Genomic DNA, 15,464 nt, shown 5'->3' on the forward strand with positions numbered 1-15,464 from the left:
ACCACTGAATCCGTCGCGAGAGCGAGAGTCACCCACCGTGCCTGAATCCCTGTCGATCGTCCCTGCGCCGCGCTACGTGGAGCTGGGTGACGGCCCCGGCCTCGCGCTCGGTGGGGGAGTCGGGCTGCTCGTCGGCGCGGACCCGGCCGAGATCGCCCTCGGGGTGTACGTGGCCCGGCTCGCCGAGCGCATCGGCATCGGGCCGGTCGACATGCTCGCGCTCGACGACGGACGCGACCAGCTCATCGAGCTGCGGCTCGACCCGGCCGCCGGACCGGCCGACTCCGACCCGGCGGAGCGGTACTCGGTCGTGGTCGACCGGCGCCGGGCCCTGGTGCGAGCACCGACGGTCGCCGGGCTGTACTACGGCGTCGTGACGCTGCGCCAGACGTTGCGCACGCACCCCGCCGGGTACGTGTACGCCCCGGTGCTCAGGGTCGAGGACGCGCCGCGGTACCCGTGGCGCGGCCTGAGCGTCGACGTGGCCCGGCACTTCTTCCCGGTCGAGGACATCGAGCTGGTGATCTCCCTCATGGGGTACTACAAGCTCAACGTCCTGCACCTCCACCTCACGGACGACCAGGGGTGGCGGCTCGACGTGCCGTCTCGCCCCGGCCTCGTCGAGCGGTCCGCGGGGTCCGCCGTCCACGGCGCCCGGGGCGGGTACTACACCGCGGGCGAGTACCGCCGGATCGTCACGTTCGCGGCGTCCCGCGGCATCACCGTCGTCCCCGAGGTGGACATCCCCGGCCACGTCAACGCGGCACTGCACGCGTACGGCGAGCTCACGCCGTCAGGCGAACCGACCGAGGCGTACACCGGGATCGACGTGGGGTTCAGCCGGCTGACCGCCGGGCTGCCTGCGACCGGGCCGTTCCTGCGGGACGTCTTCACCGACGTCGCGGCCATGACGCCGGGTCCGTACGTGCACCTCGGCGGGGACGAGGTCCCGACCCTCGACCCGGCCGAGTACGAGGCCCTCGTCGGCATCGCGCACGACGCGGTGCGCGATGCGGGGAAGACGGTGGTCGCCTGGCAGGAAGCCGCCACCGCCCCACTCGCGCCCGGGAGCGTGCTCCAGTACTGGGACCCGCGCGATGGGCACGAGGCGATCATCGCCGCCGCGGCAGCCGGCTGCCGGGTGCTCATGTCGCCCGGATCGCGGGCGTACCTCGACATGAAGTACGACGCGCACTACCCGCGCGGGCTCGAGTGGGCCGGCCACATCGAGCTGCGCGACGCCTACGACTGGGACCCGGGCGTCGTCATCCCCGGGCTGCCCCTGGAGTCGGTGGTGGGCGTCGAGGCCGCCATCTGGACCGAGACCCTCGCCACGGTCGATGAGCTGACCGAGATGCTCCTGCCGCGGCTCACGGCCCTCGCCGAGGTCGCCTGGAGCGTCCCGGCCCGGCGCAGCTGGGACTCCTACCGGCGACGCGTCGCGGCGCACCGCGACTACTGGGACCAGATCGGCGTCCGCTGGTACCCGTCACCGCACGTCAACTGGTAGCCGCGGCCGGCGGGCGCGGTCAGATCCAGGACGTGGTCAGATCCAGGAGGCGATCAGATCCAGCTCGGCAGCCACATGTGCAGGCGCCAGAACCAGTACGGCACCACCTGGGCCGTCCAGATCGGGTAGAAGAACACGCTCACCGCCACCACGAGCACCAGGAAGCCGCCGACCCACCACCTGCCCGCTCGCCGTCGCCTCGCACCGTCGGCCCTCGTCCCCAGGACGATCCCGATCACGTACGTCAGGGTGAGCACCATCCACGGCGCGAACGCGATCGAGTAGAAGGTGAAGATCGTCCGGTGCGCGTAGCCGAGCCACGGCACCCAGCCGGCACCGATCCCGACGAGGACGGCCCCGGCCCGCCAGTCGTACCGGCGGACGAGCCACACGAGCGCCACGACGATCGCCGCCGTCGCCGCCCACCAGATCAGCGGGTTGCCCAGGGACGTGATCGCCTGCGAGCAGCGGTCCGACCCGCACAGCGCCTGCGACGCCTGCGCGTCCAGACCGGACACCGACTCCGGGTAGTACATCGACGTCGGCCGCCACTGGACGAGCCAGCCGAGGGGGGACGCCGCGTACGGGTGCGGGGTCTGGAGCGTGTTGTGGAAGTGCCACATGTCGGCGTGGTACTGGAGGAGGGACCGCAACGCCGGGGGCAACCACTGGACGCCTTCCCCCGGGTTCTGCACGGCCCACTGGCGCATGTACGCACCCGGTGTGCGGAACCAGACCGTCCACGTCGCCAGGTAGGTCGCGAACGCGATCGACGTCATCGCCAGACCCGCCGGGACCGCATCGCGGGTGAGGGTCGTGAGGGCCCACCGGCGTTGACCGACCGCGCGTCGCGCCGTGAGGTCCCATGCGACGCTCAGCACCCCGAACACCGCCAGGAAGTAGATGCCCGACCACTTGGTGCCGATGCTGAGCCCGAGGAGCACCGCAGCCGTCACCCGCCACCAGCGCACCCCGAGGCGCACGCTCGACCACCGGACCTCGCCACCCGCGTCGATCACGCGTGCGGCCCCCGCCGCGAGCCGTCGCCGGGACTGCTCGCGATCGAGCAGCAGCGCACCGAAGGCCGCCAGGGCGAAGAACATGACGAACTGGTCGAGCAGCCCCGTCCGGGAGTGCACGATCGCCTCGCCGTCGACCGCGAACAGCCCACCGGCGATGACACCGAGCGCCGTCGACGCGAACAGCCGACGGGCGATGCGGGCGACCATCCAGACCGCGAGCGTGCCGGCGACCGCCACGCTGAACCTCCAGCCGAACGAGCTCGCGGGCCCGAACAGCTGCATGCCGAACGCGATCAGCCACTTGCCCACCGGCGGGTGCACCGCGTAGTCGGCCTGGGAGAGGAAGGTGTTGAGATGCCCGGCCTCGAACGCCGGGTTCGGGTTGTCGGGCCAGCGCGCCTCGTACCCGACCTTCAGGAGCGTGTACGCCTGCTTGACGTAGTAGGTCTCGTCGAAGACGAGCGCATGGGGTCGGCCGAGGTTCGCGAACCGGGCGACGCCCGCGAGCACGGTCACCAGGAGCGGGCCGAGCCAGCCCCACAGGCGGTCGTGGGCCGTCGCGCCGAGCAGGAGCCGGTCCTCCCCGAGGAGCCGCCCGAGGAGCCGACGCTCCGTGCTCACCGGCTCGGTCAGGCCCGGGCCACGCGGCGCGGAGCCGGACGCAGAGGACGTGTCGCCCGTGGTCCCGCCCGGAGCCGGGGCGCTGGTGTCGGTGTGCGCACCCACCACGAGGCGCTCACCGCCGCGTCCGCCGCCGGGGACGGTGTCCGCCGGCCCCTCGGCGACGTGACGGGCCCCGGACCCGAGGTGTCGGGTCGTGCCCGGAGCGTGGTCCGGGTCCGCTGCTGGCTGTTCCGGGTGGGTGGCGGGGCCCGGTCCTCCCAGGTCGCCGTCCACGGGAACCGGGTCCTCCGGGGTGCTCGTCACCGCGCCATCGTAGGGGGCGCTCCCTGAGCGGTCGACGAGAGATGGCAGGCTGGGAGCCATGACCGGTCGCCTCGTCCTCGCCGCCACCCCGATCGGCGACGTCGAGGACGCGTCGCTGCGGCTGCGGCGACTCCTCACCGAGGCTGACGTCGTCGCCGCGGAGGACACCCGGCGCCTGCACGCGCTGGCCACGCGCATGGGGGTGCGGATCGGCGGTCGGGTCGTCAGCTATCACGAGCACAACGAGAGCGCGCGCGCCCAGGAGCTGCTCGACGTGGTCGCGTCGGGCGGCACGGTGCTGGTGGTCACCGACGCGGGGATGCCCGCCGTCTCGGACCCGGGGTTCCGGGTCGTCGCGGCTGCCGTCGCCGCGGGGCTCCCGGTGACCGCGGCTCCCGGACCGAGCGCGGTCCTCACCGCGCTCGCGCTCTCGGGGCTGCCGACCGACCGGTTCTGCTTCGAGGGCTTCCTGCCCCGCAAACCGGGGGAGCGGTCCCGGGCCCTGCTCGAGCTCGCCGGCGAACGTCGGACGATGGTCTTCTTCGAGGCGCCGCACCGCTTGCACGCGATGCTCGAGGCGATGGTCGACGCCTTCGGCGGGGACCGACCGGCGGCCGTGTGCCGTGAGCTCACCAAGACGTACGAGGAGGTCCGGCGGGCGCCCGTGGCGGAGCTCGCCGCCTGGGCCGGTGCGGGCGAGGTCCGCGGCGAGATCTCCGTCGTCGTCGCAGGCGCGCCGCAGAGCGCAGCGACCCCGGTCGCGACGCTCGTCGTCGAGGTCCTCTCCCGGGTCGACGCGGGTGAACGACTCAAGGAGGCCGTCCGCGAGGTCGCCGAGGCGACCGGGACCTCCAAGCGGGACCTGTACGCGGCCGCGCTCGCCCGCCGGGGCTGAACGCGGCGACGCGGCGTCGCCGTGCGCGGTGCCGTGCCGACCTGTGGTCCAGCGCCGACCCACTGGACCCGGGTCGCACCGCGAGTGGTTCAGGACAGCCGCCAACATGCCGAAGAAGTCGTGACGGGTGTCGCGCGACACCCCACGACCCGAGGGACGGCACGATGCCAGGCACAGCAGGACTCGTACGGCGGACGTCTGCCGTCAGCCTGCTCCTCGACGACCTGATCGACCGCTCCGGCTTCGACGTGTGGGTCGCCGTCGGGACGTCGGAGGACGTGCCCGTCGTGCTCGGGACGACGCACCACGCCACCGCGTTCGGGTTCGACGACACCGTGCCGGCGTGGGCCTGGCAGCTCAGCGCGACGGTGGCGCGCGAGGGGAAGGCCGTCGTCCTTCCGCACCTCGACGAGGTGCCGACCGAACGCCGGAGGTTCGTCGCCGGGGTCCGGTCCGGTGCCCAGGGCGTCGTCGGGGTCCCCATCCGGACACCGGACCAGCGTCCGTTGGGCGTCCTGTGCGGACTGTCACGGTCCTGCCCCGACCTGGGTCTCGACGCCGTCGTCCCGCACGCCGAGGTCGTCGCGCGGGTCATCGGCACCGTGATCGCCCACGAGTCGGAGATCGCACGGTTGTCCTGGCGGCTGGACGACCTCGACGACGTCGAGCCACTGGCCCCCGAGAGCGCAGCACGCGCGACGACCTCCCGATCGATCGACCAGCAGCTCGAGACGGTGCGGGTCCACCTCGGGATGGATCAGGTGGTCGTCGGGCGGTTCAGCGACGATCGGCTCCAGATCGTGAATGCGGCCGCCGCGTTCGGTGTCCGCAGCCTCGCGGGGTTCTCGGAGCCGGACGAGGGCTCCCTGGCCCGTCTCGTCGCCGACGGGAAGGTCCCCGCGGCGATCGCCGACGTGACCCGGATCCCGGCGCTCGCCTCGGTCCGGGTCATCCTCGACCTCCAGATGCGGTCGCACCTCGGCGTGCCGCTTCGGCGCCCCGACGGCACCGTGGTCGGGGTGCTGTGCGCGATCTCGCACCAGGTGCGGGAGGACCTCGGTGCGCGCGAGATCGCGACCCTGAACACCCTCGGCCAGCAGCTCGTCGGGTCGCTCGCCGAGCAGGACCGTTCCCAGATCGAGGACCGCGCGTTCGCCCGTGACCTCCGGGACCTCATGGGTCGCGGAGGACCGCAGATCGTCTATCAGCCCGTCGTCGCGCTGGCGGAGCTGAAGCACGCCGGTGTCGAGGCCCTCTCCCGGTTCGCCGGGAGCGCGCGACCGCCTGACCAGTGGTTCGCGCGCGCCGCCCACACCGGCCACGGTCCTGAGCTCGAGCTGCGCGCGATCCGCAGCGCCCTCCGTGGGTTGTCCCATGCCCCCGGATTCCTGTCGCTCAACGTGTCACCGTCGACGATCGTGCTCCCCGACTTCACCGCCGGCCTGGCCGACCAGCCGCTCGACCGGCTCGTCCTGGAGATCACCGAGCACACCCAGGTGTCGGACTACGGGGCGCTCAGCGAGGTGCTCGCCCCGCTCCGCGCCGCCGGCCTGCGGATCGCCGTCGACGACGTCGGCGCCGGGTTCGCGAGCATGCGGCACGTCCTCGTGCTGGCTCCCGAGCTCATCAAGCTCGACCTGAGCCTCGTGCGAGGGATCTCGCACGACGTCCGTCGCCGGTCGTTGACTGCGGCGCTCCTGACGTTCGCCGCCGACCTCGGAGCATCGGTCGTCGCCGAGGGTGTCGAGACGGCCGGTGAGCTCGACTGCCTGAGGGAGCTGGGCGTGCACTTCGGGCAGGGGTTCCACCTGGGCCGGCCGGAGCCGCTGCGCGATCCCCAGGCAGCGTGACCGGCGGGCGGGGTGACCGTCGGGCTGGGTGATCCCTGGTCGGCGCGATCCTCACCGGCGATCGGCACCGAGGCTCGGGTCGGTCACGTCCGGAAGCGTCGGGCACTCGGCCTCGACGGGCAGGAGCTGACGGCTACACCGCGTCGGACGCCACGACCTCGACGCCTGCGCGGCGCAGCTCTTCTCGCGCCTGCTCGCCCTGCTCGGGGGTCACCGGGACGGTCAGGTCGGTCAGGACCCGGACGTCGAGGCCGAGTGCCCGGGCGTCGAGGGCAGTGGCCTTCACGCAGTGCGACTCGGCGATACCGACGACGTCGACCGCGGTGACGGCCTGCGCCTCGAGGATCGCCTCGAGCGACCGCCCGTCCTGGTCGGTTCCTTCGAACCCGGAGTACGCAGCGACGTAGGCGCCCTTCTTGACGGATGCGTCCGGGTGCAGGTCGGCCAGGGCCGGATGAAGCTCTGCCTCGGCGGTGCCTGCGACCCCGTGCGGCGGCCAGGTGTCGACGTAGTCCGGTTCCTCGCTGAAGTGGGGCCCGGGGTCGACGTGCCAGTCCTGCGTCGTCACGACCGTGACGTACCGGTCGCGGTGCCGTGCGGCGTAGTCGGCCACCGCGTGCGCCACCGCGTCGCCGCCGTCGACGCCCAACGACCCGCCCTCGCAGAACGTCGGCTGCACGTCCACGACCAGCAGCGCTCGTCTCGATGTGGTCGTCACGTGGACCTCCGGGGCTCGACCTGTGCAGAGGGTCCCAGTGTCGGCGTTCCGTGGGCCGGACGCACTACCGTCGTCCGCATGGAGTTCCGTCGCATCCCCGGCCTGCCGCCGTACGTCTTCACGATCATCGACTCGCTGAAGCTCGAGGCGCGCCGCGCCGGGCGCGACGTGATCGACCTCGGCTTCGGGAACCCGGACCTGCCGAGCCCGCAGATCGCCGTCGACAAGCTCGTCCAGGCCGCCCAGGTGCCGCGCAACCACCGGTACTCGTCGTCGCGCGGCATCCCCAAGCTGCGCCAGGCGGTCGCCGACCTCTACCTCCGACGGTTCGGCGTGTCGCTCGACCCCGAGACCGAGATCATCTCGACGATCGGCGCCAAGGAGGGCTTCAGCCACCTCATGTGGGTGCTCCTGCAGCCCGGCGACGCCGCGATCGTGCCGACCCCGAGCTACCCGATCCACATCTGGGGTCCGTACTTCGCCGGGGCGGACGCCCGCCAGGTGCCGATCGGCGACGGGACGGACGGCGCGGGGTACATCGACCGCGTCATGGAGGCGTGGGAGCTCGGCTGGCCCAAGCCGCGCGTCGTCGTGCTCTCGTTCCCGCACAACCCGACGACCACCACGGTCGAGCTCGCCGACCTGCAGCGGCTGGTCGACTGGGCGCGTGAGCGCGACGTCGTCCTCGTCCACGACCTCGCCTACGCCGACATGTGCTTCGACGGCTGGACACCACCGTCGATCATGCAGTGCATCGGTGCCAAGGAGGTCGCCGTCGAGCTCTACTCGATGACCAAGTCGTTCTCGATGGCCGGGTGGCGGGTGGCGTTCCTCGTCGGGCGGTCGGACGTGGTCGGTGCGCTCGCCAAGCTCAAGAGCTACCTGGACTACGGCACGTTCCAGCCGATCCAGATCGCCGCGACCGTGACGCTCAACGAGGCCGCGGACTACCCGACCGAGCTGAGCCCCGTCTACGAGTCCCGCCGCAACGCCCTCGTCGACGGGTTGGCACGCATCGGCTGGGACATCCTGAAGCCCCGGGGCACGATGTTCGCCTGGGCGCGGATCCCGGAGCCGTACCGCGACATGGGGTCGGTGGAGTTCGCCGAGCTGCTGGTGCGCGACTGCGACGTGGCGGTCTCACCGGGGACGGGCTTCGGCCCCGGTGGTGACGGCCACGTCCGCTTCGCCCTGATCGAGAACGAGCAGCGCATCGCCCAGGCCGTCCGTGGCCTCCGGAAGGGCCTCACCCGGCTCTCCTGAGCACCCGCCGGTCCCCTCCTGCGCGGCGCCGGTTCCGCAGGCCGCGCCACTCGACTCTGCCGCGATGCGCGCCGCACGTGGTGCTGATGTGGCTCGTGGTTCGGGTGGTGCGCCTCCTGCGCCACTCCGTTCACTCGAGCCACTCGCGCGGCGCGGAGCGTGCGAGTCGGCCGACGGGCGGGACCCTTCTGCTGGGGGCCGCGGGTGGGGCATGCTCGCCGGGTGCCGGGTGCCGGGTGCCGGGTGCCGGGTGCCGGGTGCCGGGTGCCGGGTGCCGGGTGCCGGGTGCCGGGTGCCGGGTGCCGGGTGCCGGGGACGGGGAGCCTGTCCAGCGGAGCGATCGCGTCGCGCGAACCGTGCACAGGACGACCCTGTCGGCAGTCGTCCACAGTGGATTGGTGGCGATGACGCTCCACTGGACCCCGCTGTCACGGTCTGATGATGGCGACCTCGACCTGGACCTGGACCTCGACCGCGACAACGACGGCGATGGTGTCGGCGACGACAACGATCGTGAATCGTCTCGCGGCCCTCGGCGGCTGCGGCCGCTTCGTGGAGATCGTCGAGGACTCCGCTGATCGCACTGAGCTGGATCGGGCGATCCCCTCGGGTGCCGTCCGACGCGTGCACCGCGGGTGCTACGCCCTTCCGGGAACCGACGCCGCCGTCGTCGCCGCGACGGTGTTCCGGGCGGTCGTCACGTGCGTCTCGGCGGCCGATCTGTACGGGCTGATCGTCCTCGATCGCCCCGATCGGGTGCACCTGTCCGTCCCGCGTCGACGAGGCACCAGCCGTCCGGGACTGCGGGACCACGACACCGTGGTGCTCCACCGTGAGGCATCCTCGCCGCAGCCGCAGCCGCAGCCGCAGCCGCAGCCGCAGCCGCAGCCGCAGCCGCTGTCGATGGCGCGCGTCGCCCCGCCGGCGTCCGCTCTCGCACGGGTACTCCAGTGTCAGCCGGGCGATCGTGCCGTGGTGACCGTCGACTCGGCCGTGAACCAGCGCCTCGTGACGGTCGACGAGCTGCGCGCTGCGCTTCCCCCGGGGGCGGTTCGTGCGCGCCTCGTTCTCGGGCTCGTGGATGGGCGGAGCCAGTCGCCCTCGGAGACCCTGGCGCGACTCGCCCTCCGCCGCGACGGCCTGCGTGTCGAGCCTCAGGTCAGGATCCCTGGTGTCGGGCGGGTCGATCTGCTCGTCGAGAGGTGTGTGGTCGTGGAGGCCGACGGGTTCGGCTATCACGCCGGTCGATCGCAGTTCCGCGAGGACCGCCGTCGTGACCGGGAGCTGGCCAAGCAGGGACGCGTCGTCCTTCGCTTCAGCTTCGAGGACATCGTGAGGGATCCCGGGAGACTCGTCGCCGACGTTCGTGCTGTGCTGGCCCGGACCGGCCGGCACCCGCGCTCCGCGCCGCGCGTGTGACTGGTGGGGCGGGAGTGGCCGGCGGGGCGCTACACCGACACCACCGGTCACTCACGTCACTCGTGCGGCGCGGGGCGCGGGCGTGGGCGTGGGCGGAGGGCGCGGGGCGCGGGCGGAGGACGCGGGCGGAGGGCGCGGGCGGAGGACGCGGGCGGAGGGCGCGGGGCGCGGGTGGGGGTGGGTGGGACGGCGGCGACCGTGGGTGCGGCACGCCCCTACGATGGGCGCATGTCTGCCCCCTCGTCCTTCTACCTGACGACGCCCATCTACTACGTGAACGACGCCCCTCACATCGGGCACGCGTACACGACCGTCGCGGCGGACGTCATCACCCGGTGGCACCGCCAGCGCCAGGAGCCCGTGTGGTTCCTGACCGGTACGGACGAGCACGGCCAGAAGGTCATGCGCACGGCGGACGCGAACGGCGTGAGCCCGCAGGAGTGGGCCGACCGCCTCGTGGAGAGCGCCTGGAAGCCCGTCCTGACCACGCTCGACGCGGCGAACGACGACTTCATCCGGACGACGCAGGAGCGCCACACGACTCGGGTACAGGCGTTCATCCAGGACCTGTACGACAAGGGCGAGATCTACGCCGGGTCCTACGAGGGCCCGTACTGCGTCGGTTGCGAGGAGTACAAGCTGCCCGGCGAGCTGGTCGCCGGGACCGGCGAGTTCGAGGGCCAGCAGGTCTGCGCGATCCACGGCCGTCCGGTCGAGATGCTCTCGGAGCAGAACTACTTCTTCCGCATGAGCGCGTACACGCAGCGACTGCTCGACTTCTACGAGGCGAACCCGACGTTCGTGCAGCCGGCGAGCGCGCGCAACGAGGTGCTCTCCTTCGTCCGCCAGGGGCTGCAGGACCTGTCGATCTCCCGCAACACGTTCGACTGGGGCATCCCGATCCCGTGGGACACGACGCACGTGCTGTACGTGTGGTTCGACGCGCTGCTGAACTATGCGACTGCCGTCGGGCTCGACAGCACGGATCCGGCGGACCAGGAGCTGTTCGCCCGGACGTGGCCGGCCGACGTGCACCTGGTCGGCAAGGACATCCTGCGGTTCCACGCGGTGATCTGGCCCGCGATGCTGATGGCGGCCGGCCTCGAGCTGCCGCGGCAGGTGTTCGCGCACGGGTGGCTGCTGGTGGGCGGCGAGAAGATGAGCAAGACGAAGCTGACCGGGATCGCCCCGAACCAGATCATCGACCACTTCGGGTCGGACGCGTTCCGCTACTACTTCCTGCGCGCGATCCCGTTCGGCCAGGACGGGTCGTTCTCCTGGGAGGACCTCGCGGCGCGGTACAACGCCGAGCTCGCGAACGGTTTCGGCAACCTTGCCTCGCGGGTGGCAGCGATGGTCGGCAAGTACTTCGACGGCGTGCTTCCGGTCGGGGGTGCGCCCGGCGAGGCCGAGGAGGCCGTGTCGGCCGTGGCCGAGACAGCCGTGGTCGACTCCGAAGCGGCGATGGACCGGCTCGCGCTGCACGAGGCGATCTCGTCGGTGTGGACCCTCGTGGAGGCCACCAACGGCTACCTCACCGAGCAGGCGCCGTGGTCCGTGGCCAAGGCTGAGGTACGGGACGACGGGACGTACTCGGCAGACGGCCGTCTCGCGACGATCCTCGTCACGGCCGCAGAGTCCCTGCGGGCGCTCGCGGTGCTGCTGCACCCGGTGATGCCGCGGGCGACCCAGTCTCTGTGGGAGCTGCTGGGTGCCGAGGCGGTGCTCGGGACGCTCGGCTCCCAGCCGGTGGCGGACGCCGCTCGGTTCGGTCAGCTTCCGGCGGGGACGGTCGTGACGAAGGGTGCCTCGCTCTTCCCGCGGCTCGAGGACCCGACCGAGGCCTGAGCCGTGGCGCGCTCGAGATCGCGTGACCGCAGCTGGCCTCCGGTCCCCGAACCGCTGCCGTTCCCGGTGGTCGACAACCACACGCACCTCGACTCGGTGGTCGGCTTCCCGGACGGGATCGACGACCTCGAGCCGCTCAACCTGGCCGATCACCTCGCCCGCGCGCGGGAGGTCGGCGTCACGCGTGCGGTGCACGTGGGCTGCGAGCTGCCCGCGCTGGCCTGGGTCGATCAGGTGGTGCGCGAGCATGCCGAGCTGCTCGGCGCGGTCGCGATCCATCCGAACGAGGCGACGCTGCACGCCGGGATCAGCGAGGAGACGCCCGACGGCCTCACCGCGCAGTTCCGCCCTCATCACGACGTCGACCTCGACGAGGCGATCGCGGCCGTCGCAGCCGTCGCCCGAGGGAACGACCGGGTCCGCGTGATCGGCGAGACGGGCCTGGACCACTTCCGGGCGGGCACGGCAGGACGCGCGGTGCAGCGGGAGGCGTTCCGGGCGCACATCGCGCTGGCCAAGGAGCTGGACCTCGTGCTCCAGATCCATGACCGGGATGCGCACGAGGACGTGATCGACATCCTGCGCCGCGACGGCGCCCCGGACCGCACGGTGTTCCACTGCTTCTCCGGCGACGAGGCCATGGCGCGGGTCTGCGCCGAGCAGGGGTGGTACCTGTCGTTCGCGGGTCCGGTGACCTTCTCCGCCAACGACGAGCTCCGCCGCGCGCTCCGTGCCGTCCCGATCGGTCAGGTGCTCGTCGAGACCGATGCGCCCTACCTCACGCCTCACCCGTACCGGGGGCGGCCGAACGCGCCGTACCTCGTCCCGGTGACCGTGCGCGGCATGGCGCAGACCCTGGACGTCTCCCTCGAGAGCCTCTGCCGCAGCCTGGCGGCGACGAGCGAGGCGGTCTACGGGGCCTGGTAAGTGGCTGCCAGGACACGCCGTGAGGTGGGCCGAACGGATGAGACGGGGGTGAGAGACCTCTCCTCGGGGACCTTCCGACTACCGACTCGGGTCACGGATCGGTTACGGTCGACTGGTCTTGTGTGCCGACGGGCCGGCTTCGTGCTCGATCCGACGGCCCCGGATGCCCCAGCACGTGAGAGTCGCAGAACCTGCCCGGCGCCTGACAGCGCAGCCCGACACCGAGAGGTCCCACGATCGTGACGTCCGACCCGGAGCGACCGGAGAGCAGGCGGGCCCGAGCCGCCGTGACCGGTCCCGAGGGGCGGGGCGGCGTGGTCGGGGCGGTGCGCGGGCTGGTCGCAGGCCGTCGCCCCGGTCCTCGGGTGGTGCGTCTTGCGGCGCAGGGTCTCGTCCTGGCGCTCGTGGCCGGCGGTACGAGTGCGTTCGCCGTGATGCACAAGTCCGTCACGGTCGACGTCGACGGGCACGACGTGCACGTCACCGCGTTCGGCAAGACGGTGCAGGACGTCCTCAAGGGCTCGGGCATCACCGTCGGGGCGGGCGACGCCGTGACCCCGGCGCTGTCGGCGACGGCCATCAACGGGGGCGACATCGTCGTGCGGCACGGTCGGGAGATCGAGGTCGTGATGGACGGCGAGAAGCGGTCCGTCTGGACGACGGCGCTCACGGTCGGTGAGGCGGTGCAGGACCTCGGCGTCCGGGACGGCACGGCGTTGCTGTCCGCGTCACGGTCCGAGCCGTTGGGACGTGCACCGTTGCGGGTCTCGACGGAGAAGACGATCCACCTCGTCGTGGACGGGCAGGTGATCGACGGCATCTCCAGCGAGCCGACGGTCCGTGGTGCCCTCAAGCAGATCGGCCTCGTGCTGAACGAGGGTGACCAGGTCTCGGTCCCGCTCGACGCCACGGCGGTGGACGGCCTGGTGGTGCTCGTGACCCGCGCCGCCCAGAGCGGTGACACGGCGACCGAGGCTGTCCCGTTCACCGAGGTCGAGGTCCCCGACCCGACGTTGTCCAAGGGGACGCGCCGCGTGAAGGTCGCCGGTCGCGCCGGCCAGAAGGTCGTCACGTACGCGACCAAGGTCGTCGGCGGTGCGGTGGTCTCGCGGACCCCGATCGCGACCAAGATCACCGTCGAGCCGATCACCCAGGTGATCCGCGTCGGCACGATGGCGGTGCCGAGCCTCGCGAACGTCGTGGTGGCACCCGGCAGCGCCCAGGACATCGGCCGTCAGCTCGCGGCGGCGCGCGGGTGGGGCGACAGCGAGTTCGCGTGCCTGCTGACGCTGTGGGACCACGAGAGCGGGTGGCGGGTCAACGCGAGCAACGCGTCGAGCGGCGCGTACGGGATCCCGCAGGCACTGCCCGGGTCGAAGATGGCGAGCGTCGGTGCCGACTGGCAGACGAACCCGGCGACGCAGATCACCTGGGGTCTGAACTACATCGCGGGGCGGTACGGGACGCCGTGCGGGGCCCTCGGGCACTGGCAGTCGTCGGGCTGGTACTGACCGGCCCAGATCCGGGACGGACCCGCTCGGGGCCGGGCTGCGCGAACGTCCGTAGGGCCGCGAGTTGGCGTCAGATCACGGATCGGTTACGGTAGTGCGTCACCCTTCAACGACGACGACGCCACCACTGGCTGTCGGACAGGGTGCGAGCAGTCGCGACGAGCCCCCGCTCGGACGGCTGTGACGGCCGGATCGGGGATCCGGGAACAGCGTGCGGGACCCCCCTCCGGGTCCGGCTGACACGAGCGACGACACCGTAGAGATCGCTGGACGTGCTGTGCGCCCGACGGGCGCGTTCCGCCCCCGTGCCCGGGTCCCCCGACGTCTGGATACCCGTGACCTTCCTCACCTCTGCCACCGGCGTGCTCTCCCGCGCCTCGTCCCTGATCCTCTCGACCCTCCGCCGTCTCCGCTCGCCGCTCGTGGCGCTGCGGGACAGGCTCCGCTCCCCCGCGACGCGTCGTCGTCGCCGGCCTTGCGGTCCTCCTCCTCGCCGGTGTCTCCGGCACCGCCGTCGCCCACGCGCACAAGACCGTCACGCTCGACGTCGACGGCACCGTCACGACGGTCACGACCTTCGCCGGGAGCGTCGACGGCGTCCTGCACGACCGCCACGTCGCGCTGGCCGCGCGTGACACCGTCGTCCCGGGCACCAGCAGCGCGCTCAACGACGGCGCCGAGATCGTCGTCCGGCACGCGCATCAGGTCGAGGTCTCGACCGACGGCGTGGTCGCCACCGTCTGGACGACGGCCCTCACGGCCGAGGAGGCTCTGCAGACGTTCGCGTCGAGAGGGAGCGACATCCGGCTCGTCGCGTCGCGCTCGTCCGCCGGCCGGGAGCCGCTCTCGCTGGGCCTGACGGTCGCCGGTCAGCTCACGGTCCAGGTCGACGGGACGTCGCAGGTGGTCGACGGCTCCAAGCGGACGATCGGCACGGTCCTGACGGACCTCGGTGTCACGCTGGGGGACCTCGACCAGGTCGAGGTGACCCATGACGAGGCCGGCGCGGTGACCGTCACCGTCAACCGGATCGTGGTGGCCGACGTCTCGCGCGTCGAGGCGGTGCCGTTCGCGACCGTCACGACCCAGGACGCGACGCGCTACACCGGGCAGAAGGTCGTGCGCACCGCCGGTGTCGACGGGGCCCGCACCATCGTGGAGCGGGTCACGACGACGAACGGTGTCGAGACGTCGCGCGTGCAGCTCTCCGCGGCGGTGACCTCGGCGCCCGTCGACCAGGTCGTCGCGGTCGGCACGAAGCCCCGCCCGGTGGTCGCACCGACGCCGGTCGGCGCGAGCGCGTCGTCGCTGAACTGGGCCGCGCTGGCCCGGTGCGAGTCCGGTGGCAACCCGACGATCGTGTCGCGGAACGGCCTGTACTACGGCCTCTACCAGTTCTCGCTGGGGACCTGGCAAGCCGTCGGCGGTGCCGGGCTGCCGTCCCAGGCATCTGCCGCCGAGCAGACCGCTCGCGCCCAGATGCTGTACGCGCGCTCCGGTGCCGGTCAGTGGCCGGTCTGCGGTGCGCAGCTGTTCCGCTGAGCCGACCGGCGGGCGGCGCGAGCCCTCACCCC

Annotated in this window: 11 protein-coding genes; 9 read left to right on the plus strand and 2 right to left on the minus strand. The window is 72.3% G+C overall.

The window, feature by feature from the left end; all coding sequences use genetic code 11:
- The first annotated feature begins 37 nt into the window (after positions 1-37).
- A complete protein-coding gene (locus LJB74_RS14900; RefSeq protein ID WP_259309280.1) occupies positions 38-1,510 on the plus strand; it encodes a beta-N-acetylhexosaminidase in 1,473 nt (490 codons plus the stop codon).
- 53 nt (positions 1,511-1,563) lie between these two features.
- On the opposite strand, the gene LJB74_RS14905 is transcribed toward LJB74_RS14900, so the two are convergent.
- Positions 1,564-3,459 (minus strand): dolichyl-phosphate-mannose--protein mannosyltransferase, encoded by a 1,896-nt coding sequence (locus tag LJB74_RS14905; RefSeq protein ID WP_259309281.1) that lies wholly within the window; start codon positions 3,457-3,459, stop codon positions 1,564-1,566.
- A gap of 58 nt (positions 3,460-3,517) precedes the next feature.
- Between LJB74_RS14905 and rsmI the strand changes: the two genes are divergently transcribed.
- Both rsmI and LJB74_RS14915 read left to right on the plus strand, forming a co-directional pair.
- Positions 3,518-4,354, plus strand: a complete 837-nt coding sequence (rsmI, locus tag LJB74_RS14910; protein ID WP_259309282.1) for a 16S rRNA (cytidine(1402)-2'-O)-methyltransferase — start codon at positions 3,518-3,520, stop codon at positions 4,352-4,354.
- A gap of 164 nt (positions 4,355-4,518) precedes the next feature.
- Positions 4,519-6,204 carry an EAL domain-containing protein gene (locus LJB74_RS14915; protein ID WP_259309283.1) on the plus strand — a complete coding sequence of 562 codons (1,686 nt, stop codon included), beginning with the start codon at positions 4,519-4,521 and terminating at the stop codon, positions 6,202-6,204.
- 133 nt (positions 6,205-6,337) lie between these two features.
- Here the strand turns inward: LJB74_RS14915 and LJB74_RS14920 are convergent, their stop codons facing one another.
- Positions 6,338-6,922, minus strand: a complete 585-nt coding sequence (locus LJB74_RS14920; RefSeq protein ID WP_259309284.1) for an isochorismatase family protein — start codon at positions 6,920-6,922, stop codon at positions 6,338-6,340.
- A 78-nt stretch (positions 6,923-7,000) separates the two neighbouring features.
- Here LJB74_RS14920 and LJB74_RS14925 point away from each other — a divergent pair, with 78 nt between their 5' ends.
- From LJB74_RS14925 to LJB74_RS14950, 6 genes are all read left to right on the plus strand, one after another.
- Entirely contained in the window at positions 7,001-8,185 is a 1,185-nt protein-coding gene (locus LJB74_RS14925) for an aminotransferase class I/II-fold pyridoxal phosphate-dependent enzyme (protein WP_259309285.1), read from the plus strand.
- A 441-nt stretch (positions 8,186-8,626) separates the two neighbouring features.
- Complete coding sequence (locus LJB74_RS14930) at positions 8,627-9,604, plus strand: DUF559 domain-containing protein (RefSeq protein WP_259309286.1); 978 nt, start codon at positions 8,627-8,629, stop codon at positions 9,602-9,604.
- A 228-nt stretch (positions 9,605-9,832) separates the two neighbouring features.
- Positions 9,833-11,452, plus strand: coding sequence for a methionine--tRNA ligase (gene metG / locus LJB74_RS14935; RefSeq protein ID WP_259309287.1), 1,620 nt, complete (start codon positions 9,833-9,835; stop codon positions 11,450-11,452).
- 3 nt (positions 11,453-11,455) lie between these two features.
- Positions 11,456-12,379: a TatD family hydrolase gene (locus LJB74_RS14940; RefSeq protein WP_259309288.1), complete on the plus strand. Its 924-nt coding sequence runs from the start codon at positions 11,456-11,458 to the stop codon at positions 12,377-12,379.
- A gap of 239 nt (positions 12,380-12,618) precedes the next feature.
- Positions 12,619-13,890: a ubiquitin-like domain-containing protein gene (locus LJB74_RS14945; RefSeq protein WP_310650856.1), complete on the plus strand. Its 1,272-nt coding sequence runs from the start codon at positions 12,619-12,621 to the stop codon at positions 13,888-13,890.
- Positions 13,891-14,616: 726 nt separating this feature from the next.
- Positions 14,617-15,432 (plus strand): transglycosylase family protein, encoded by an 816-nt coding sequence (locus LJB74_RS14950; protein ID WP_259309289.1) that lies wholly within the window; start codon positions 14,617-14,619, stop codon positions 15,430-15,432.
- Positions 15,433-15,464: the final 32 nt, after the last annotated feature.

Source organism: Cellulomonas sp. P24, assembly GCF_024704385.1.
GTDB lineage: Bacteria > Actinomycetota > Actinomycetes > Actinomycetales > Cellulomonadaceae > JAJDFX01.

Excerpts from the sequence above, each read along its gene's own strand:
- metG (WP_259309287.1), top strand. The coding sequence starts at position 9,833 with ATGTCTGCCCCCTCGTCCTTCTACCTGACGACGCCCATCTACTACGTG.
- rsmI (WP_259309282.1), top strand. The coding sequence starts at position 3,518 with ATGACCGGTCGCCTCGTCCTCGCCGCCACCCCGATCGGCGACGTCGAG.
- LJB74_RS14915 (WP_259309283.1), top strand. The coding sequence starts at position 4,519 with ATGCCAGGCACAGCAGGACTCGTACGGCGGACGTCTGCCGTCAGCCTG.
- LJB74_RS14925 (WP_259309285.1), top strand. The coding sequence starts at position 7,001 with ATGGAGTTCCGTCGCATCCCCGGCCTGCCGCCGTACGTCTTCACGATC.
- LJB74_RS14930 (WP_259309286.1), top strand. The coding sequence starts at position 8,627 with ATGGCGACCTCGACCTGGACCTGGACCTCGACCGCGACAACGACGGCG.